The sequence below is a fragment of the Thermodesulfatator atlanticus DSM 21156 genome (assembly GCF_000421585.1).
Lineage (GTDB): Bacteria > Desulfobacterota > Thermodesulfobacteria > Thermodesulfobacteriales > Thermodesulfatatoraceae > Thermodesulfatator > Thermodesulfatator atlanticus.
Window position 1 is genome coordinate 1 of record NZ_ATXH01000007.1, and the last position, 19,660, is coordinate 19,660.

Consider the following 19,660-nt stretch of genomic DNA (forward strand, 5'->3'; position numbering starts at 1 on the left):
CCGAGAAGATGAGAAACATGAGCCAGGAAGAAACTTCCTCCTGATGGAGTAATTTTTTCATCGGTGAAGTCAATTAGGATTTTTTTGATATATTGTCCATGGGGCACCTCCTGGGTGAAAATATAAGTTTCGTGTTTCCTTTGAAATATAAAAGAGAGGTACCCCTTTCTCATCTCTTATCCGGACCTTAAGGTAGCAATATAAGTTTCTATCTGTCTATTTTCGATAAATACTTTTGAATTTCGTCTTTAAGGGCGTGGCGGGTGGGATAGGTCTGGATAACTTCTTCCAGATGGGCCTTTATGGTTTCTTTCCCTAGATAATCTTTGAGTGGATAGATAGATCTGATGAATTCTCGATAAAGCCTGCGGTTCGGATTATATGTCTCAAGCATGAGATGAGAAACTTCAAGAAGTGTCTTGGCAGCTTCTTTGGCAATCTCGTGAGGAAGTTCCTCTAACATACCAACCACATTTAGAAATGTATCAGGGAACTTTCCAACTCTTTCTTTTTCTTTTTTTAATGTATCAAGCCATGCTGAAAAATCTCCTTCTTTAAGCAAAAAGGTCAACAATTCTTGCCCTTTTAAAAGATTTTTGGCTTCTCGTTTAAGTTTTTCCCACTCGTCAGGAGAGGCAAGCTTTTTCATATCCCAGAGAAAATTGAGAGAAGGCGCGGTAGTGAAAAAAGAGTAATAAATTTTTAAGGCTTCTTTTTTTCGGCCAAGTTTTTCCAGAATGAAGGCCTTTTTCGTAAAAAAGTGAAATTTGTTGGGTGTTTTTGATGAAAGCACCCTCTCAACGAATTTAAGAGCTTCTTTATAATCCTCTCGCTTTATAAGTTCTTCAAGGTGAAAGTCTGCTAGGGAAAAATCGGTGATGTTTGCGTTGACAAATTCTTCATACTTTTCAGGGAAGAATTTTAAAAGGATTTTAGCCTTTATAGTCTCGCCATATTTCAGGTTATCAACGAAAGCAAGTAACTTTTTGGCTGCTTCCTGGCTGTCAATCACTTCCGCCATAGAATCAGCTATTTCGTAATGTATGTCAAAGTCGCGATAATCTTTCTTTTTTCCTTCTTTCAAAAGGTAATCCATAACTTCTTTTTTGCCCCCGGAATAAAGAAGTTTGAAAATTTCAAGCACCTCGCTAACTACATTTCCAGTGGAACCAGCGGAATCGTCCATGTTTTGCAGATTTTTTACCCAGCCAGAAAGCACGCTTTTTGCTATAGCACAGGCCTCTTCAAGCTTTCCTGCATTGATAAGCTTCCCAGCAGTAAGGAGTAACTTCCCCACTTCTCGTTCAAGTTCCATGGTGGCATAGTAGTCGATAAATCCGTGTTTTTTGTAGCTACTTACTAGGTGCCTAAAGATGGCGTTGTATTTGGCCTCAAGGGTTTTACCCCCAGGATCAGCATAAAAAGCAAATCTTGCCAGCAGGGCATTTCTCCATTCCTTGCTGTATCTTATTCCCTCTCTCACAAACTCTCTAAGTTCTTCGCAGGAAAGTTTTTCAAGTATTTCTTCGGCAAGTTCTGCTTTAGTTTTTCTTTTTCTTTTCTTAGTGGCCTTCTTAGCTTCTGTTGAAAGGAAATCATCATTGAAAGCCTTTAACACCACTGCCACCACATGCTTGCAAACCGATCCATTATAAGGGCAACTGCAATACCAATCTATGATTTCCTGGTCTTTAAGCTCCACTTCCACCTTATAAAAGGGGGCATAATTACCCTTAACTGCAGCTTTAACAATTCCATCTTTTACCTTAAAGCTAAGCAGGTCATCTTTATTCAGTATGTCTTTTGCCCTTTCAATTATCTGAGAAGGCACTTCTTTTAGAAACGCGTTTACTTTCATTCGTCTAAAACGCGCTTAATTTTCTTCCATAAAAGAGGGAAGTGGCGTGGCCCAAGACTCGTCATCAAAATAAAGTTCTTTTAAATCTTTAGGTTTTTCAAAGGGCGGAAGAACTGGGCCTTCTATCACCTCAAAACGCACAAAACACGACTTATACCAGTCAACTTCAGGCAGAGGAAGTTCCATCTTTTTCATGATCTCGTAAGTACGGTAAAAGTCCTCCCAGCGGTTTTCCTGCTCTGGATAGGTGGTGAAGTCCCGCAAAATGTCTGTAATCACCATGCCTGCCGCAAGAATAAACTTCTGAAAATCAAACCATTTTCTCAAGGAAGCCTCTCGATGGGTAAACCCCATATACCCCACAGAACCAGGGCCTTTTAAGGCTTCGATACATCTGCCCACAAAAAGTTTAAGGCCTTTTTTGGTTTCTACCGGATCCGTAACAAAGACATCAAATCTCTTGCGTAAATCTTCGTGCAATTCGTCGATTACGTTGTAATCATAAACCTCTAAATTGGAAACGCCTTCTTGTTCACAATAAGTGCGAATAAAATTGTTTATGCGTTCGTCTATCTCTACCACTACCACCCGTTTGGGCAGCCCGGTCAAAGTGGCGGCCACTGAAAATAAGTCGTCATCACCCAGAATAAAAATGTCGGTATTTTCAAGATCGCCTCTTTGATAGAGATAAACAACGCGTTTCATGGTATCGATGGGCCTTATAAATCCCTGGTCAAAGTCGCTAGTGGGAAGCGGCCGTCCCGCACAAATTTTGGCAAATTTTTCGTAGACCTTGGCAAAAAGGCCTTTAATTTCAACGCCCTGGCCACAAACATGGCAAAGGGTGTCTTCTAAAGGGTTTATATCAACATCTTTAGCAAGTTTTAAAACCTTGCCCTCCTGAACAATTAGGCCTTCTTTTAAAAGTTCCTGGACAACTTCAAAAAAAGCCACCAGATGAGAATCCTGATAATTTATCAATTCCCAAAAACTCATTGGCCTGGCTTTAAGAGCCCTGAGAATCTGATAACGAATGCGTTGTTTTTCTGTCATGTTTTACCTCCTTGGCTTGCCCACGGATAACAAAGCCTTAAGCTTTTGACAAGAGGCAAATCAAAAGGGCTTTACAACCTGGGATGCCATTACCAAATTGTTTTTTTGAGAAAATTTTTTCTTTTGGTATTATTATCGCGAAATTTCTATAAGGGGGTACCAAAATGGCAGAACTCTATCGTTTCGGGGTCTCAATGCCTGCTAAGTTACTTGAAGAATTTGATCGCTATATCGAACGCCGTCATTACACCAATCGCTCTGAAGCCATCAGGGACCTTATCCGCGAAAAGCTTGTAGAAGAAGAATGGCGTGAGAGTGACAAGGAAGTCATCGGCACCATCACTTATGTTTACGACCATCACAAAAGAGAACTTTCAGACCGCTTAATGGACATCCAGCATGACCATTACCAGGAAATCATCTCCACCCAGCACGTACATCTTGACCACGACCGCTGCCTTGAAGTTGTGATAGTAAAAGGAAAGGCTGAAGATGTCAAAAACCTTTCAGATAAAATAAAAGCCTTAAAAGGCATCATTCATTGCCAGCTGGCTATGACCACCACCGGGAGAAATCTTCCTGGATAATTATGGATAAGAGGTAAAATTTTCGCCTGGTTTTGGGCGGTACCCCCTTACGAACTCTTCGGCCTTGATGCGCTTTTTCCCTTCAACCTGAAGCTCGCCAATCTTTAATATCCCCTCTCCGGTGGCCACAAGGAGCTTTCCATTTTCAAGCCCAAGAATTTCCCCAGGGCTTGCTTTTGCGTCTTTTTTTTCGAAAGATGGGGCAAAAAATTTCACCAACTTGCCACGGAAATAGGCGTAAGCAGTGGGCCAGGGATCAAGGCCACGAATCAAATTGGCAAGTTCTTTAGCCGGGCGCGAAAAATCAAGTAGCCCGTCTTCTTTTTTGAGCATTGGTGCGTAAGAAACACCTTCTTCTGGCTGCTTTTGAGGGGTAAGTCTGCCTTCTTTTAGCAAGTTAAGTGCCCTGACTATGAGTTTGGCACCAAGTGCTGAGAGTTTGTCATGAAGGGTGCCTGCGGTGTCTTCTGGAGAAATGGGAAGAGACTCCATAAGCAGGATATCTCCTGTGTCCATGCCCTCGTCCATTTGCATAATGGTAATTCCGGTTTCTTTCTCTCCAGCAATGATGGCCCAATTTATAGGAGCTGCCCCTCTAAATTTTGGGAGAAGCGAAGCATGAACGTTAATACATACGTAACGTGGAATTGTTAAAACTTCGCTGGGTAAAATTTTCCCATAAGCCGCCACCACGATCACGTCAGGATTGAGAGATCTTAATTCTGTGAGAAATTTTTCATCTTTTATCTTTTGCGGCTGAAGCACCGGAACCCCCCGCTCAAGGGCTAAAACCTTAACAGGTGGCGGCGTAAGTTTTTTACCACGGCCCGCAGGCTTATCAGGCTGAGTCACCACGGCGACGACTTCGTCTTCGCTATCAAGTAAGGCATTCAAAATGGGAACCGCAAAGCTTGGGGTTCCCATAAAAACAAGGCGTAATTTTTTCATTTTCTCACCCACTTGCCAGGAGATTTTTCAATCCAGGTTCCTTTTGGCGCAGTTCGCTGCCATTCTTTGGCAAAAATCTGCTGAATCCTGGGAAGGTCTTTGGGCATAACTCCCAAAGCCTTCATAACTTCCTGGTAAAGGATCTTGCGGTCTTTATTTTCTGCTTCAAGAAGCCGCTTTACCGCCGCACGTTCTTTGAGCTTAAGACCATTAGGATTGCGCAGAACAATAAAGCCGTTTAGGGCTTCGCCAAAAACACCTCGCACAAGATAAGGCTTAAGCTTAGGGTAGCGGGCCTTCATACGGGCTTTCAGCTGCCTGATAGCAGGATTCGTAACCGCAAGCTCTTGTTGGGCATAGGCTACCTTGGGCCCAAGCTTTAAAAATGATTGATTATCTTCTGGCTTTGTCTCTTGCTTTTGTTTTAAGCCGCGCACCTCTTCGCTTATTTCTTTGGCGGCCTTTTCCACTTCTGCTGAAGGGAAATAGATGTTAATCGTTACACAGGACACAATTACTAAAGCAAGTAAACTAAAGATCATTTTTTTCTTCATATTGCCCTCCAAGAATATTTTCTTTTTTCAACGGCAAAATCTTTATTCGTGCACTGTGCTCCTCTAAAACAATTAACGCCCCACTCTTCAAGTATTTGTCATATTTGTTTAGCACCAAGAGAATTTTTGGAAAAATTTTTTGAGGGCGTATATCCAGAGTTCTAATCTGTATCACAGAAGGAAAATCAGCGTTTGTCGAGGCAAGGATAGAGCCAAAGTCTAAATCGTGGGTCAATATTATGTAACCGTTTGTCTTTGCCCAGAAAAATATTTCTTTATCTGTGGCATTTGGTTTTCCAACCTTAGACCAGTGAATAGCGTTAAAACCAGCATTTTCTAAAAGAGAAGTTAACTTGGGAGATAAGTTCATATCTATCAATATTTTCATGCTAGTTAAGCTACTTCTTTTATCTTCGGATCGTAAATTTCGATCTCTTCTACCTTCCAGGCAGCAAATGCCAAAGCTTGATCAATATCTTCTTCTTCTAGATAAGGATACAATTCTAAAATTTCTTTCTTATTCGTCCCTGAGGCAAGTAAACCTAAAATTGCCCCCACAGTAACACGTGTACCTCTAATACATGGTTTTCCTCCCATTATATTAGGGTCAAAAGTAATTCTATCTAACCCCTTCATTTTGCCCTCCAAGAATATTTTCTATACGTCTAATCATTTCCTTAAAAGAAATGATGCCTCCTGGATTTTGGTTTATCACATCCACCCCAAAAAGCCTGGGACCTTTAATGAGATATTCTTTGCCGTCTTTGTGAAACAAGCCTTTTAAATGAAAGAAGTCATTTTTGAGTTTACAACTAAATCCCAGCCTTTCATACCGCAAATTTTTGACAAACGGGACAAAAATAGAAGCCGAGCCTCCGCCAAGTTCTGCCATCTGGCGCACGGCCTTAAGGCTAATGCGTCTTTTCCCTTGCCAGCTGGGATCGTCTTCCAGACGAAGCTCAAAACGCTCAGGAAGAGTACCCACCATTACCAGGTTATTGACTTCTCCTTTTAGCCTTCCCGTTATCCGCCCAAGGCCAAAGGTTTTGGAAAGAATCGCCAGGTCAAGGCCCTTTATCTCAAGGTTGCCGCCGTATTTTGGTAAGACTCCTGGTTCAAAGAAAATGTCGTGAAAGACCACCTTGCCGCGAGCTATCTTAACTTCTAACTCACCATCGGCTAAAAATCTATTTTCTTTAAAGAAAAGCTTTGAAAATTTGCCTGATGCTTCTGGCTTTAAAAAATCATAGGGCGCGGGCAAACGAGGCCTGATATCCGCTAAAAGAACGCGGTTTAAAACGAAACTTTTAGTAGATAAATCGCCCTTGCCTTCTCCGACTGAAATTTTTCCGTCAAGCAGCGCCAGACTAAAAGGCGCAATAAAGACGCTTGGCGGACAGATTTTCCCCTGTATGAAAAGCGGCCCGGCAGCAATCACCTGCCCTTTTACCTTACGCCAGGCAAGGGAAAAAGGATTGCACTTTCCTGAAAGCGAATAAGCCCCGTTAATCGCGACGTTTTCAAAAACATGGCCCTGATAAACGATATTTCCCGTGTAATCTGTCTTTATGGTGTCTTTTTGTTGGTCGAGGGTGAGGGTTCCTTCCAAATTTAGCCTTTCAAGCCAGGGGAATTCTTCTCCGTAAGCCTCTACGATGAGTGGCTTAAAAAAATCTTCTACTTTAAGCGCTACTTTGCTTTTTTCAGGGAGCCTTAACTGGGGATAAACTTCAAGGCCGTTTATCTCCGCATATAAAGGCCCGGTGATCTTGATCTCCTGAAAGCGAAGGCCTTTATCCTGATAATTTGCGTTAAAGAAAAGGGCCAGGGGCTTTTTTAATTCGTAATACCAAGGGGCAAAATAAAATTCCCCGTTATCAAGTAAAACTTCTCCGGCAAAAGCCAAAGGCTTATCAAACTTCAGGGTTATCTTTCCCTTAATGCTCAAGCCATCGGCTATTTCATCAGGAGAGAGCTCAAAACCAAAGTCATTCAAAGAAAATTGAACATCGGCCTTTTTAAGCGGCTCTTCTGAGGAAAAAGAAGCCTTTATTTTTCCTTTTGCTTTGGCACCAAAAGTTGAAGCTATCTCGCCGAAAAATGCGTCACTTCCGGTAATCTCAGCGAAAATTTGCGTAAGATAGGGCTCTTTTTGGAAATTTCCTGAAAGCTTATAAGAAACCCTGAGTGCAGGCGTAAAATCCCCAAGGCCTTTTAGAACAAACTCATAAGAGGCAGGAGACCACCAGCCCTTAAAACCTGTCTTACCTGAAAAGACATTCTGATAGCGGCCTAGCCCCAAATTTTTTATCACGGCGTTGCCTTTAAAATGTGCTATGTGATCAGGGCCAAAAGAAGTTGCTACTTTCAATTGCAAAAGCCCTGTGTCTATCTCTTCTTTTTTCAACCACCTCGGCAGTTTTGAGAAGTCAACTTTTAGCGCCAAAGAAATGGCTTCTTTCAAATCTTCAAAATTATATCTTTCTCTAGAGACTTGCTTTTTCTCTTGGGCAGGAAAGTTGAGAGCTAATTTCTTTTGAGTAGTGAAGCCTCTTAAAAAATCGCCAAGACCTTTTATTTCTGCCTGCTTAAGCCTTATGAAAGTTTCTTTTTCCCCGATGATGCGCCAGGTGCCTTCATCCAGATAAATCTTGGCAAGGTAAACCGGAAGTGAAGACGACTTGTCTTCCCCGGCGAAAAAGTTTCCGCCACTGAAGTTGCTCAAAGAGACCCTTAGCCCCCTTTCTTTCAGGGAAAAAGCAAAACTGGCCTCTTTCGCATCAAGAAAAAAGTCTTTTCCTCTTACGCTTAAACCAGAAAAATAGATTTTTCCGTTTTCAACCTTAAGGGTTTGAGCTTTAAGGGAGATGCCTTTTTCGGCAAGGAGCTTCTGGAAGGCATAAAACAAAATAGCATCACGAAAGAGATAAAGCGCAAATAAAAAACAAAAAATAAAGCTCAGCAGAAAAAATAATTTCTTTCGCATAATAAAAAGGCCGGGGGGAGAGTCCCCGGCCTTTTATTTTATCAGGCTACTTTGGCCTCGGGAATCTCTTCAGGAAAGTGCTTCCTGAAATCAAGACCGCCTTTGGTTTCGTCGTAATCCACCAGGATGTGATCGCCTTCCTGGAAAGTACCTTCAAGAATCTTCACTGCCAACGGATCTTCAATGTAGCGCTGGATAGCACGCTTAAGCGGACGCGCCCCGTAAACAGGATCGTAACCCACTTCGGCAAGCCACTCTTTGGCCCGATCGGTAAGCTCAATGGTAATGTGGCGCTCTTCAAGACGCTGACGAAGATAGCGAATCTGAATATCCACAATCTTCTTGAGATGTTCTTTGGTGAGCTTGTTGAAGATGATAATCTCGTCAATACGGTTCAGGAATTCTGGCCTGAAGTGCGCCCGCACAGCCTCCATCACTAAACGCTCAGCGTCTTTCCTATCCTCAAGCTCCATTACGTACTGTGAACCAAGGTTAGAGGTCATGATGATAATGGTGTTCTGGAAATTCACCGTGCGGCCTTTGCTGTCTGTAAGACGGCCGTCATCAAGGATCTGGAGCAAGATGTTAAACACATCGGGATGCGCCTTTTCTATTTCGTCAAAAAGAATCACAGAATAAGGCCGTCTGCGCACGGCTTCGGTAAGCTGGCCCCCTTCTTCATAGCCCACATACCCAGGAGGCGCGCCTATGAGCTTAGAAACAGCGTGTTTTTCCATATATTCAGACATGTCGAAACGTATAAGTGCTTGCTCGGTGTCAAACATGAACTCTGCCAAAGCCTTGGCAAGCTCGGTCTTACCAACACCTGTGGGCCCAAGGAACATAAAAGACCCAATAGGACGATTCGGGTCTTTAAGTCCGGCACGGGCCCTGCGCACAGCATTGGCAATGGCCTTGATAGCATGGTCCTGACCAACCACTCGCTGGGCCAGGCGTTCTTCCATCTTAAGGAGCTTTTCGCGCTCAGATTCAAGAAGCTTGGTAACAGGAATTCCTGTCCACTTGGCCACCACTTCGGCAATGTCTTCCGCGGTAACTTCTTCTTTTAAGAAACTTTTGCCCTCTTTTTGAAGCTCCTCTAGCTTTTTGTTCCATTCCTCAAGCTCTTTTTCAAGCTGAGGGATACGGCCATAAATGATTTCGGCCACTTTGTTTAAATCACCCTGACGTTCAGCCTGTTGGGCTTCAATGCGGAGTTGGTCGATTTTTTCTTTGATGGCCCGTATTTTCTGGATGATTTCCTTTTCCTTTTGCCACTGGGCCTTCATTTCTTCGAGCTTTTTGCGAAGCTCATCAAGCTGCTCTTCGATCTTTTTACGACGCTCAACCGCCCGTGGGTCAGTCTCCCTTTCAAGGGCCATCTTTTCGATTTCAAGCTGCTTTATCTTGCGCTCGATTTCGTCGATCTCTGTGGGCATGGACTCGATCTCGATACGAAGCTTGGCCGCAGCCTCGTCGATTAGGTCGATGGCTTTGTCAGGGAGATAGCGATCGGTGATATAACGGGCAGAAAGCTGCACCGCTGCCACGATAGCGCTGTCAGTAATGCGCACACCGTGATGAACCTCAAATTTTTCCTTCAAACCACGCAGAATAGCAATGGCCTCTTCAACAGAGGGCTCATCAACGTAAACGGGCTGAAAACGGCGTTCAAGAGCCGGGTCTTTTTCAATGTATTTGCGGTATTCGTCAATCGTGGTGGCACCGATACAATGGAGCTCTCCTCGTGCCAGCGCAGGCTTTAGCATGTTAGCCGCATCCATTGCGCCCTCAGCAGCGCCAGCCCCCACTATCGTATGAATCTCGTCGATGAAAAGGATTATTTCGCCTTCGCTCTCGGTGACTTCTTTTAGGACTGCCTTTAGGCGTTCTTCGAATTCACCTCGATACTTGGCACCGGCAAGAAGCGCACCCACATCAAGCTGAACAATACGTTTATTTTTAAGGGGCTCTGGGACATCCCCTGAAACAATACGCTGGGCAAGGCCTTCTACAATAGCAGTTTTACCAACACCAGGCTCACCCACTAGCACCGGGTTATTTTTCGTGCGCCTGGAAAGAATTTGTATTACGCGGCGAATTTCTTCGTCACGACCAATAACAGGATCAAGTTTTCCTGCCTTGGCCAAAGCGGTTAAGTCACGGCCAAATTTTTCAAGGGCCTGATATTTGTCTTCGGGATTCTGGTCAGTAACCCGCTGGCCTTTGCGGATCTGGTTAATCACTTCCATCAAGTTTTCTTTGGTGATGCCACGCCTTTTAAGTATTTCAGCAGAAGGCGTATTGCTCTCGAGAATGGCTAAAAGGAGGTGCTCGGTAGAGACGTAATCATCGCGCATCTCAGAGGCAAGGCGCATAGCGCGCTCAAGCACCTGCTTCAGATTGGGAGAAAGATAGACCTGAAATCCCGTTCCTGAAACAGAAGGGATCTTGTCAAGAACTTCATCAACGTCAGAAGAAATAAGTTTGTTGTTAATGCCCAGGCGATCGAGAATCATGGGCACCAGTCCATCTTCTTGCTCAACCAGGGCCTTGAGAAGGTGCTCTACTTCCATATTTTGATGGCCGCGGGTTTCCGCAAGCCGTTGCGCTTCCTGGATAGCGTCTTGAGATTTAAAGGTGAATTTTTCAAGTCTCATATTTCTACCTCCTGTATTTTTTCATTTTTTCCAATTTTTTAGCGATTTAACGCTTTCGCTTGGGAAGGTAAGGATGGTGGTTTCCGGTGTCAAGAAGCGGCAAATTTTTCCCAGGCGGAAAATCTTTCCTAGGAAATTTTTGCTTGTTATTTTCTTTGTCAGCCCAAGCCTTCTCCTCTTCTGAGCGAAGCGAAGAGCCTGCCCTGAGCCAAATCCCTGAGTAACAGGCGAGGGGGCCTTTCTTTCCAACGTCATTCTGAGCCGCAGGCGAAGAATCCAATAATCGATCTGTGGACGCTTCAGTCGATTCGCTTCCTCAGCAGCATGACAGTAGCAGTGTCATCCCTAGTCATTAACCGTGATGAGCGATTACTCACAGCGAAAAAGCATTGCGGGGCAGGGCATCTGGCCTGTCCCCTTAAGACCCATTTTCACAGGAGTGGGAAGGGATCTCCAAGAGGAACGTCACTCCCAACAACAACTGGCATGCCCGTTGCAGTAACAAATCAGCAGCAAAGGAGGGCAAAATGAAAATCGAAGCAAGCATGTCAAATAACTCTCTGGGTGCTTTTAACACAAATAATTCGAATTCTTTTAACGCTGGACTAGATTTCTTTGCTCTTTTATTGGGGCTCCTAGGAAAAGGTGGAGCTATTTTTACGGAAATAAAAGGAAACATAAGCGAAGAAATAAGCAATAAAAATTTAGCAGATCTTGAAAATCAGTTGGCAGACATCCCATTTTTAAAGGATTTTCTTGAAAAATTTCAGAAACTTTCAGAAGGCTCCAAGGGAGAAGAAACATCTGATTTATCTAATTTATCTGATTTAATAGCCTTTCTCAAGAACCATACTAAAAAATTACATCTTACCAACAAAGAAACTGATGAAAATATAAATAAAGACGAAGAAATTGCAATAATAAATTCCTATTTCAATAATTTTACTAATGGAAAGTTACCTCAAGAAAATAAAACACAAGAAAACTATTTAAACAATGATATCGTAAAAATTTTAGAAAAAAGCAACAATACTACACCAAGCAAAATATTAAAGGAAATAATCAGCAAAAAAGAAGCTTACATTTCTAAAGAAAACGAGCTTAAAATCCAAAAAACCATCCAGAATAAAAAAACACAAGAAACCAACAACAAAGTAGAACTCCCGAAAAAAGACATTTCCAGCGAGTACTTACTAAACAAGAACTACCAAAACATCAGTAAAACCCCCCAGGACAATACGCAGAAAATTAAAGATAATTATTTTAACCCAAAAGATAAGGAAATCCAACCACCAAATAGCACAAACAAAGCCTTAACCCAAAACGAAAAATTTTTGAAAATGGAAAAAAACATTGAAAAACAAGACAAAATAGACAAACTCGAAATCAGAAAAGACCCGGTCAATAATAATAACACAGATAAAATTACAACAAAAGAACTTAATAAAAACATCAAAGACATAAACCAAAAAGCAGACGAACACATCAAAAACACATTAGAAATGAAATCTCAGCTTAAATTCCAGCCAGAACACAAAGCAAAAGAAATTGATGACAGACACCAAAATACAGAAATTAATTTTGTGAGACACAACCTTCAAAACCAAAAAATTCAAAACCAAGAACATCAAACGTACTTACAAAAAAATACAGAAATTAGACCTCAAGAAATACCTCACTTTGTTAAAGAACTAATCATCAAAACCAACAATGAAGGCAAGCACCATATAAAGATAAAACTTGATCCTCCTAATCTGGGAGAAGTAAAAATATCAATGTCAATTGACAAAGGAGAAGTAAAACTAATCTTCACGGTGGAGAATTCCCAGGCAGCACAGGCCCTACAACAGCAAATAAACAATCTAAATAAAGCCATTTTAGATTGTGGCTTACAACTGAATAGTTGTCATATTAATCTAGGACAAAATCAAGATGAACAAAAGAAAAATTTTCAGGGGAACCAAGATAAGAAGAAAGTAGCTAAGATAGGAAACGACTTAAATGAAGAATCAAAAGTTCCTGATTATTACCAGGGAATAATAAATATTAAAATTTAAACTTAGGAGTTAGCTTATGATCTCCGGCAAAACACAGCTTGAAGAAAAGCCTAGTCTTTTCCAGGAAGTTGATACTAACAAACCAAAAATAAGAGAACCTAAAAAAGTCCTAGATCGGGATGATTTTATGGTTTTATTCATCAAACAATTAGAGTTTCAAGATCCCTTAAAACCTCTTGAAAATAACGAAATGGCTACTCAACTAGCCCTTTTCAATCAGGTTGATCAGTTATTCGATCTAAATGAAAAGATTAAACAGCTTGTTGACATTGCCCAAAATGACAATCTTCAGACCATCTCAGGACTTATTGGTAAAAAAGCACTTGTTAAAAGCAGTACCGGACGCGTTGAAAATGGCAATTTCTTAGGTGGAAAACTCATCCTTGAACAACCTATAAACGATGTCGCGCTAAAAATATATGACGAAAAAGGAAAACTTATAAAAACACTAGATATAGGTGCACTTTCTGCAGGAGAACATTCTATTGATTGGGATGCTAAAGACAAAGATGGAAACCCAGTCTCTGACGGAAATTATCGCTTTTACGTAGAAACTCCAACAGCAGAAGAAAAATCTTATGTAACAATTAAGACTGTTGGACGTATTACAGGTGCTTTACTTGAAGACAACAAATATCAACTCCTGTTTAACGGACACGAAGAAATAGACTTATCAGAGCTTGAAAAAATCATGGCTGAGGAGGCTTAAATAATGGGCTTGTTTGGAAGCATTTACGTCGGCAAAAGCGGCGTCTCATCCATGAGCCATGGGATAGGCGTCACTGCTGATAACCTTGCTAACCTTGAAAGCACTGGATTTCGAGGAAGCAGAGCCCTTTTTGAAGACTTTTTTGCCAGGGCCAACACCGAAGCACCTCCCTACGACGAAAAAGGCCTGGGCTCAAGGGTTAAGGACATAGAAGTACTTTACAACGAAGGTCCTATTAAACAGACTGAGCAACCTTCAGATATGGCTATTTCGGGGAAGGGATTTTTCACCGTTTCTGACGGCGAAAATTTATACTATACCCGGGACGGCCAGTTTCTTCCCCGCGAAGTTGAAGAAGGTCGCATGCGTCTTTCGCTTCCCACAGGCTACGATCTTTTGGGCTGGATTTGTCCCGAAGGGGTTGATTGCAGCACCATTACCTCAGGTGACTTAACACCCGTTGAATTTGCACGCTATATAAACGGTCAGGCCACAAGCAAAATAACAATTCAAATGAATTTTGATACCAGCAAACCCGCTGAAGAAACCGACTCGAATCTTTTCGATTTATGGAACGCCAATAATTCCCCTCCCCTTGAGGACGGGGCCTATGATTTTAAAGTGGATATACCCGTTTATGATGGCCTCGGTAACCTTCATGATCTTAATCTTTACGTGGACAGGACTTCTGACCCTCAGGTTTTTGAATTTTTAATAGGAATCCCCCCTGAAGCTGATCCCCGGGGGACAGGGCCTTATTCAGGCGCCTTAATGACAGGAAGAATCCGCTTCGGTTACTTAGGGCAGCTTGAATCTTTAGAAGACTTACAACTTGTTAGTGATGTTTCTGGCACAAGAACACCTCTTAACACTTATTCAGATGAGGGGTTCCCGGTTTTTACGGTAGATTTTGGAGCAGGCCCTCAGCAAATTGCCCTTGATTTTGGCACACGCTTCAATGTGGCAAACAATACCTGGGAACGCCTAGAAGACCATGCTAGCACGGCATTTGCTTCACCCTACGCCGTGCTTAACCAAAACGTAGATGGCTATCCACCTGGATTTTTTGAAACACTTAATATTACCGAAGACGGCGTTTTACAGATCTCTTATACCAACAATCAAACCTTTGATGTTGCGCGTATTCCTTTGGCCCTTTTCGGCAGCCCTGACGAATTAGAGCGTGCAGGGGGAAACCTTTTTAAAGCTGTAGCTGGAACAACTCCTGAAATGATTCCTCCAGGGAAAAGTAGCCCTGGGGCTATTTTTGGAGGAGCACTTGAAGGCTCAAACGTAGATGTAGCCAATGAGATGGTTCATCTTATAACTCTCCAGCGGGCTTTCCAGAGCAATGCCCGCATAATCACCACGGCGGACCAAATGCTAGAAGACTTTTTAAGACAAGTTTAGGAATTTTGAGCTGACTAACCAATGCTGACGAAAAATATTACTAGGAACTTATAGGAGGTAAGTTATGGGTTTGACTGATGCCCTTTTTGCAGGAACAAGTGGCTTAAGGAGCCTTGGTCACGGCATGAGCGTAGTTGGCGATAACGTGGCCAACCTGAATACCTCTGCCTTTAAAGGGGCCCGTATTACATTTTCAGACGTTATGGCCCAAAGGATTAACACTTCTTCTGGCTCCGGGCAGATGGGTCGCGGGGCTTCCATCAACGCCCTTTATCCTATGATGCAACAGGGTTCCTTTGAAAGCACCGCTAGCCCCACCGACCTTGCCATCGCGGGAAATGGTTTTTTTATCCTTAAGGAACCTGGCTCTAGCGGTAATACTTTTTACACCCGAGATGGCCAGTTCCTTGTAGAAAAACAGGGATACTTGGTCAATCCTGCGGGGTTTAGAGTTCAAGGGTGGCAAATAGATGAAGTAACTGGAGATATTACCGGAGCTTTACAAGATATTCAAATCCAGCGCAGTTCTCCTCCGGTCCAAACATCTAAAGTGGATGTAATAACGAATCTTGATACACGTGAAGAATTAGAAACCATGGAAATTCCTTTAGAAGGTAATGTTTACGTAGCTTCAGGGGATCCTTCTCAAACTATTACAACAAACTTTGTTATTAGAGATATCAATGGTCAAGATATCCCAATCAAAGTAATATTAACCTGGAATGGTACTACTCAGAAATGGGACAACTATTCAATTATATACGAAACTACTGGAGAAGTTTTAGCAAGTGGTTCTGACACAACCGCAACCAAAGCCACTATCGAACTTCCTATTACTAAAGAAAAAGTTCTTATAAACTGGTCAAATGTTACTCATGAAAATGGACTAACAGAAGGACTCAGTGTTCCTGGACGTGCCGGTTTGATTAAGCTAGATGACAACGGCACACCAATTCCTGAAAATACATGGAAAAGTATAGATATTACAGTAAAAGATGCAAGTGGTAATGATATCCCATTAAGGATTTATCTTTATTTTCAAAATGGTACACCACCTAACATCACTGATTTTCCAGCAGAAATACAGGATTCACTACCAGAGTTAGCCAATGGCCGATGGCATTTTTTGGTATTTCAATCTCCAACACCAGGAGCGACTCGGCCCTCTGAAGAAACTGACAGCATTCTCCTATCGTGGGGTAGTAATATAAGTGATGTCAAACGTAAAGCTTCCTTCTTCTTAGACGGTACAACTCAAAAAATAAATTTTAATTGGGATGCTGTTAATTACAGTTCAACTGGAACTGGTGATTTAGACACTATAAAAAGTGACTCAGGTGAAGATTTCTTCCGTTTGCAACAAGTAAATACAATCTATGATAGTTGGAATGCTCGAAATGAAACTCCTCTTCCTAATACTGAATATACCTATCGTACTACGCTCACTATTTACGATTCTCTAGGAACCCCTCATGAAGTTACAATTTATTATGATAGGACTACAAAGGATAATGTTTATGAATTTTTAGTTGCTTGTGATCCGAAAGAAGACCAAAGAGATTTTATCGATGACACTATACCAATGCAGTGGACTACAACAGAAGGTTCTGTAACCGTTAAAGAACAAATTCCTTCTGGAAATACTCTAGCAGACACTAAAAGAGGAGTTTTAATGTATGGACGCTTAGAATTTGACAATCAAGGCAATGTTAAACAATTTTATGAGACCTATCGCGTTGACCCTGACACCGGAGATATAGTTCAAATCATTAACGAAAATGGAAGTCCTATAAGTGATGCAGAGGACGGATTTAATATTCTCGGAAAACACGGGTACCCTTTAGTCCTAGCTGACTTTTTAGGCTTAAATCTAGACCAAGATCCTCCTCAAACAGATGAAGAACTTGCTGCTGCACGGAAAGACATTCAAAACATTGAACTAAATTTTGGTTATTACTACAAGGATGGCGCTTGGCGTTCAGAATCTGTAAGAACAACCCAGTATGCTACTAGTAATTCAACTATTTTTTACGATCAGGATGGTTACGGTCCCGGATATCTTGAGTCAATATCAGTTGATACCGAGGGAGTTCTCACTGGACATTATTCAAACGGAAGGGTAATTCCTCTCTGGATGGTTGGGTTAGCCAATTTCAATGCACCAGAAATGCTCGACAAAGCAGGCGGAAACCTATATAGAGAAACCACCCACTCTGGACCTCCAGTTACCGGTAAGCCTGGCACAAACGGCCTTGGCTCTATCGCCCCCAACAGCCTTGAGCAGTCAAACGTTGACCTTGGTGAACAATTCGTAAAAATGATAACTATTCAGCGAGGCTTTCAAGCTGATGCCCGCACGATCACCGTAACTGACGCCATGTTAGAAGAATTGATTAACCTTAAGCGTTAGTTTTAGCGAATAAAAAACCGTCGGCGGGGTAGTCCCGCCGACGATCTTACTCCTTAAGGGAACAAAATAAGTCTATACTTCTCTGTGAACCGCTTCCATTTTTCGGAACAATGGGATAGTTCCTAAATTGAGGGCGTTTTTGGGGCCCTATTACTAGTTCTGGTTTTCCTTTACTTCAGGCTCAACCGTTATAAGTGGCAAAATCTTTTCGAGTTTTCTCTGCCCAATGCCCTTTACCTTGATCAAATCCTCAGGAGATTTGAAAGGCCCGTTTGCCTCTCGATAAGAAACTATGCGCTCAGCTACAACCTTTCCTACTCCTGGGAGCTCTGTTAACTCTTCAACCGAAGCTGTGTTAATGTTTATTTTGGCTAGCGCCATGGAAAACAAAAACAGGCTAAAAATCACTGCCAACAAAGTTACCTTTACCCTGCCCATCAAACCCTTCATTTTCCATCCTCCTTTAAAATAAGTTTAATAATTATTATCGATAGGAAGATAGGAAAACTTAAATTTTAGAAAATTTTTTTCGGTTCAATTTGATCATTAATGAGGCATTTAAGGCCCGACGTTTTTCGGGGTCCATTCCCATTTTTTGTTCCGAAAAGAAGAACGGATCACGAAAGGTTAGTTCAAGCCCAAAAGGGGGGTTTTCGAGCTCAGGAATTGAGAAAAGAATTTGGGAAACCATTGTATTTTTGACAAATAAATTTCACAATTTTTGTTCTGACATTTTTTTTAAAAGAAATGCTAAATTTCTGCCAAAGTAAAAGTCAAAAACAAAGATCCGTTTCTATTTTCTTTTCGAAGAATAGAAACGGATCCCCGAAAGGAACATCGATAAAAAATGCTCCCAGTAATAACTAACAAAACAAAAAACATTAACGAACGCTGGCGCAAAGGCCTTGAAAAGAGTATTACCCTAAGGATGCTTCGCAGAGTTGCCCTTTTTGGTATAGGGGCTTTAACCGCATATCTTGTGATTAAGGTGAGCGAGAAATGAAGCTATTTCTTACGATCTTTCTTACTATCTTTTTGGCTGAAATAGGCGATAAAACCCAACTCGCCACTCTTATGTTTTCTGCGAAAAACGAAAACAGGATGCTGGTTTTTGTGGCAGTAGCTACCGCTTTGGTTATGGCAACCGCTATAAGCGTTATTGCTGGCAAATTTTTAGAGACTTTGATTCCTTTGCGTTATATACGGCTGGCCGGAGGCTTTCTTTTCATCATCCTTGGTGTCCTTATGCTTACCGGCAAATTTTAACTGCACCTGCCAAAGCCTCTACGCCCTGCTTCTCTTGTTCCTTTTCACATTTTGCTGAAAAACGGCTACTCACCCGATATTGCTTCGCTCATAATGCCCTTACCGGCTATCGCAAGGTTACCCCGCAAAGGCGCCTCTACAAACTCCACAACTTCTATTATTGGAGCACCGTTATCCGACAAGGTGTCACGCGAGGCGACGCAGTCACCGAAGTGATCTCATGGGATTGCTTCGCTTAGCTCGCAATGAACACTGTTCAAGGGTCGCCTGTGCTACACTCCTGGTAATGAAATAAAAGTAGAAATTGAAAAATTGCCGAGATCAGCGTTGTTATGCACAACTGGTATCCGTTCCCATTTTGAGTTACAAAATGGGAATGTTGCTAAAACAGACCTAAAAATAGGTAGTGCCAATAGAACCGCGAAGTGATAAACTGCTTTTTTAAAAAAATTGTAGAGATGTAAAAAATGATATTTAGCCCTTTTGCCCTGATTTTCTTTTTACTGTTTCTTTTTCTCCTGGTTTTTCTCTTCTTTTTTGTTCACGTTGGTCTTATCACCATAGCTGCTAGCAAGCTTGGCCTTACGGCTTCTCAGGTTTTTACCTTTCTTTTTGGGTCTCTGATCGGCAGTCACATAAATATTCCGGTTAAGAAGATCCCCCGTGACGTAGAGCTTTATCCTGAGGAAATGGTGATAAACTTTTTTGGCATGCGTTACGTGGTGCCACGTATTCCTGAACCCCGATATACGATAATTGCAATAAACGTTGGCGGTTGTGTTATTCCGGTCTTGGTATCCCTTTATCTTATGCTCCAAAATAACCTTCTCATAAGCCCTTTAATTGCTACGGCTATCGTGGCCGCGGTTTGTTACAAGCTTGCTCGCCCGGTCCCTGGCATAGGGATCGCCATTCCCATGTTCATTCCGCCAATAGTAGCTGCCCTGGTAGCTCTTTTAATAATGCCTGACAAGGCCCCGGTGGTAGCCTACATCTCAGGAACCATGGGAACGCTAATCGGTGCTGATATCTTGCACTTAAGGGATATTAACAAATTAAGGGCTCCTGTGGCTTCCATTGGTGGGGCAGGCACCTTTGACGGCATCTTTCTAACCGGCATCATCGCTGTGCTTCTGGCATAATCGGAAATTTTGTCTGCCCC

Annotated in this window: 17 protein-coding genes; 8 read left to right on the forward strand and 9 right to left on the reverse strand. The window is 42.2% G+C overall.

The genetic code is table 11. The features are described 5' to 3' along the window. Positions 1-208: 208 nt before the first annotated feature. Together H528_RS0104040 and H528_RS0104045 are read right to left on the reverse strand one after the other, a co-directional pair. Positions 209-1,858: an SWIM zinc finger family protein gene (locus H528_RS0104040; protein ID WP_022853063.1), complete on the reverse strand. Its 1,650-nt coding sequence runs from the start codon at positions 1,856-1,858 to the stop codon at positions 209-211. A gap of 15 nt (positions 1,859-1,873) precedes the next feature. Further along, positions 1,874-2,911 (reverse strand): bis-aminopropyl spermidine synthase family protein, encoded by a 1,038-nt coding sequence (locus H528_RS0104045; protein ID WP_022853064.1) that lies wholly within the window; start codon positions 2,909-2,911, stop codon positions 1,874-1,876. Positions 2,912-3,075: 164 nt separating this feature from the next. On the opposite strand from H528_RS0104045, the gene nikR reads away from it, so the two are divergent. After that, a complete protein-coding gene (gene nikR / locus H528_RS0104050) occupies positions 3,076-3,498 on the forward strand; it encodes a nickel-responsive transcriptional regulator NikR (RefSeq protein ID WP_022853065.1) in 423 nt (140 codons plus the stop codon). On the opposite strand, the gene fmt is transcribed toward nikR, so the two are convergent. The 6 genes from fmt to clpB are packed head-to-tail and all read right to left on the reverse strand — an operon-like array spanning position 3,499 to position 10,646. After that, positions 3,499-4,446, reverse strand: a complete 948-nt coding sequence (gene fmt / locus H528_RS0104055; RefSeq protein ID WP_022853066.1) for a methionyl-tRNA formyltransferase — start codon at positions 4,444-4,446, stop codon at positions 3,499-3,501. Continuing rightward, positions 4,443-5,000 (reverse strand): DUF1318 domain-containing protein, encoded by a 558-nt coding sequence (locus H528_RS0104060; RefSeq protein ID WP_022853067.1) that lies wholly within the window; start codon positions 4,998-5,000, stop codon positions 4,443-4,445. Before H528_RS0104060 ends, fmt begins: the two co-directional genes overlap by 4 nt. After that, complete coding sequence (locus H528_RS12585; protein WP_022853068.1) at positions 4,978-5,388, reverse strand: DUF5615 family PIN-like protein; 411 nt, start codon at positions 5,386-5,388, stop codon at positions 4,978-4,980. The genes H528_RS0104060 and H528_RS12585 overlap by 23 nt, the downstream gene beginning before the upstream one ends. Before the next feature lie 5 nt (positions 5,389-5,393). Then, positions 5,394-5,636: a DUF433 domain-containing protein gene (locus H528_RS0104070; RefSeq protein ID WP_022853069.1), complete on the reverse strand. Its 243-nt coding sequence runs from the start codon at positions 5,634-5,636 to the stop codon at positions 5,394-5,396. Beyond that, positions 5,620-7,986: a hypothetical protein gene (locus tag H528_RS0104075; RefSeq protein ID WP_022853070.1), complete on the reverse strand. Its 2,367-nt coding sequence runs from the start codon at positions 7,984-7,986 to the stop codon at positions 5,620-5,622. Before H528_RS0104075 ends, H528_RS0104070 begins: the two co-directional genes overlap by 17 nt. Positions 7,987-8,027: 41 nt before the next feature. Next, the gene (gene clpB / locus H528_RS0104080) at positions 8,028-10,646 is read right to left on the reverse strand and encodes an ATP-dependent chaperone ClpB (protein WP_022853071.1); all 2,619 of its coding nucleotides are present in this window, start codon (positions 10,644-10,646) and stop codon (positions 8,028-8,030) included. A 527-nt stretch (positions 10,647-11,173) separates the two neighbouring features. Between clpB and H528_RS0104090 the strand changes: the two genes are divergently transcribed. The 4 genes from H528_RS0104090 (at position 11,174) to H528_RS13965 (ending at position 17,232) form a co-directional block, all read left to right on the forward strand. Continuing rightward, positions 11,174-12,703 (forward strand): flagellar hook-length control protein FliK, encoded by a 1,530-nt coding sequence (locus tag H528_RS0104090; RefSeq protein ID WP_022853073.1) that lies wholly within the window; start codon positions 11,174-11,176, stop codon positions 12,701-12,703. 16 nt (positions 12,704-12,719) lie between these two features. Next, positions 12,720-13,412: a flagellar hook assembly protein FlgD gene (locus H528_RS0104095; protein WP_022853074.1), complete on the forward strand. Its 693-nt coding sequence runs from the start codon at positions 12,720-12,722 to the stop codon at positions 13,410-13,412. A gap of 3 nt (positions 13,413-13,415) precedes the next feature. Continuing rightward, a complete protein-coding gene (locus H528_RS0104100) occupies positions 13,416-14,822 on the forward strand; it encodes a flagellar hook protein FlgE (protein ID WP_022853075.1) in 1,407 nt (468 codons plus the stop codon). Positions 14,823-14,886: 64 nt separating this feature from the next. Further along, complete coding sequence (locus H528_RS13965) at positions 14,887-17,232, forward strand: flagellar hook-basal body complex protein (RefSeq protein ID WP_022853076.1); 2,346 nt, start codon at positions 14,887-14,889, stop codon at positions 17,230-17,232. Positions 17,233-17,385: 153 nt separating this feature from the next. Here H528_RS13965 and H528_RS0104110 read toward each other — a convergent pair whose 3' ends face one another. Next, positions 17,386-17,682 carry a ComEA family DNA-binding protein gene (locus tag H528_RS0104110; RefSeq protein ID WP_022853077.1) on the reverse strand — a complete coding sequence of 99 codons (297 nt, stop codon included), beginning with the start codon at positions 17,680-17,682 and terminating at the stop codon, positions 17,386-17,388. Positions 17,683-18,079: 397 nt separating this feature from the next. On the opposite strand from H528_RS0104110, the gene H528_RS14440 reads away from it, so the two are divergent. The 3 genes from H528_RS14440 to H528_RS0104130 all read left to right on the forward strand — a co-directional run bounded on the left by H528_RS14440 (position 18,080) and on the right by H528_RS0104130 (position 19,640). Next, a complete protein-coding gene (locus tag H528_RS14440; RefSeq protein WP_022853079.1) occupies positions 18,080-18,235 on the forward strand; it encodes a hypothetical protein in 156 nt (51 codons plus the stop codon). Further along, a complete protein-coding gene (locus H528_RS0104125; protein ID WP_022853080.1) occupies positions 18,232-18,498 on the forward strand; it encodes a TMEM165/GDT1 family protein in 267 nt (88 codons plus the stop codon). The genes H528_RS14440 and H528_RS0104125 overlap by 4 nt, the downstream gene beginning before the upstream one ends. A gap of 467 nt (positions 18,499-18,965) precedes the next feature. Then, complete coding sequence (locus H528_RS0104130; protein ID WP_022853081.1) at positions 18,966-19,640, forward strand: DUF1614 domain-containing protein; 675 nt, start codon at positions 18,966-18,968, stop codon at positions 19,638-19,640. The last annotated feature ends 20 nt before the right edge of the window (positions 19,641-19,660 follow it).

Bases quoted from the DNA above. Each gene is read 5' to 3' on its own strand.
- H528_RS0104040 (WP_022853063.1), bottom strand. From the start codon at position 1,858: ATGAAAGTAAACGCGTTTCTAAAAGAAGTGCCTTCTCAGATAATTGAA.
- H528_RS0104045 (WP_022853064.1), bottom strand. From the start codon at position 2,911: ATGACAGAAAAACAACGCATTCGTTATCAGATTCTCAGGGCTCTTAAA.
- nikR (WP_022853065.1), top strand. From the start codon at position 3,076: ATGGCAGAACTCTATCGTTTCGGGGTCTCAATGCCTGCTAAGTTACTT.
- fmt (WP_022853066.1), bottom strand. From the start codon at position 4,446: ATGAAAAAATTACGCCTTGTTTTTATGGGAACCCCAAGCTTTGCGGTT.
- H528_RS0104060 (WP_022853067.1), bottom strand. From the start codon at position 5,000: ATGAAGAAAAAAATGATCTTTAGTTTACTTGCTTTAGTAATTGTGTCC.
- H528_RS12585 (WP_022853068.1), bottom strand. From the start codon at position 5,388: ATGAAAATATTGATAGATATGAACTTATCTCCCAAGTTAACTTCTCTT.
- H528_RS0104070 (WP_022853069.1), bottom strand. From the start codon at position 5,636: ATGAAGGGGTTAGATAGAATTACTTTTGACCCTAATATAATGGGAGGA.
- H528_RS0104075 (WP_022853070.1), bottom strand. From the start codon at position 7,986: ATGCGAAAGAAATTATTTTTTCTGCTGAGCTTTATTTTTTGTTTTTTA.
- clpB (WP_022853071.1), bottom strand. From the start codon at position 10,646: ATGAGACTTGAAAAATTCACCTTTAAATCTCAAGACGCTATCCAGGAA.
- H528_RS0104090 (WP_022853073.1), top strand. From the start codon at position 11,174: ATGAAAATCGAAGCAAGCATGTCAAATAACTCTCTGGGTGCTTTTAAC.
- H528_RS0104095 (WP_022853074.1), top strand. From the start codon at position 12,720: ATGATCTCCGGCAAAACACAGCTTGAAGAAAAGCCTAGTCTTTTCCAG.
- H528_RS0104100 (WP_022853075.1), top strand. From the start codon at position 13,416: ATGGGCTTGTTTGGAAGCATTTACGTCGGCAAAAGCGGCGTCTCATCC.
- H528_RS13965 (WP_022853076.1), top strand. From the start codon at position 14,887: ATGGGTTTGACTGATGCCCTTTTTGCAGGAACAAGTGGCTTAAGGAGC.
- H528_RS0104110 (WP_022853077.1), bottom strand. From the start codon at position 17,682: ATGAAGGGTTTGATGGGCAGGGTAAAGGTAACTTTGTTGGCAGTGATT.
- H528_RS14440 (WP_022853079.1), top strand. From the start codon at position 18,080: ATGCTCCCAGTAATAACTAACAAAACAAAAAACATTAACGAACGCTGG.
- H528_RS0104125 (WP_022853080.1), top strand. From the start codon at position 18,232: ATGAAGCTATTTCTTACGATCTTTCTTACTATCTTTTTGGCTGAAATA.
- H528_RS0104130 (WP_022853081.1), top strand. From the start codon at position 18,966: ATGATATTTAGCCCTTTTGCCCTGATTTTCTTTTTACTGTTTCTTTTT.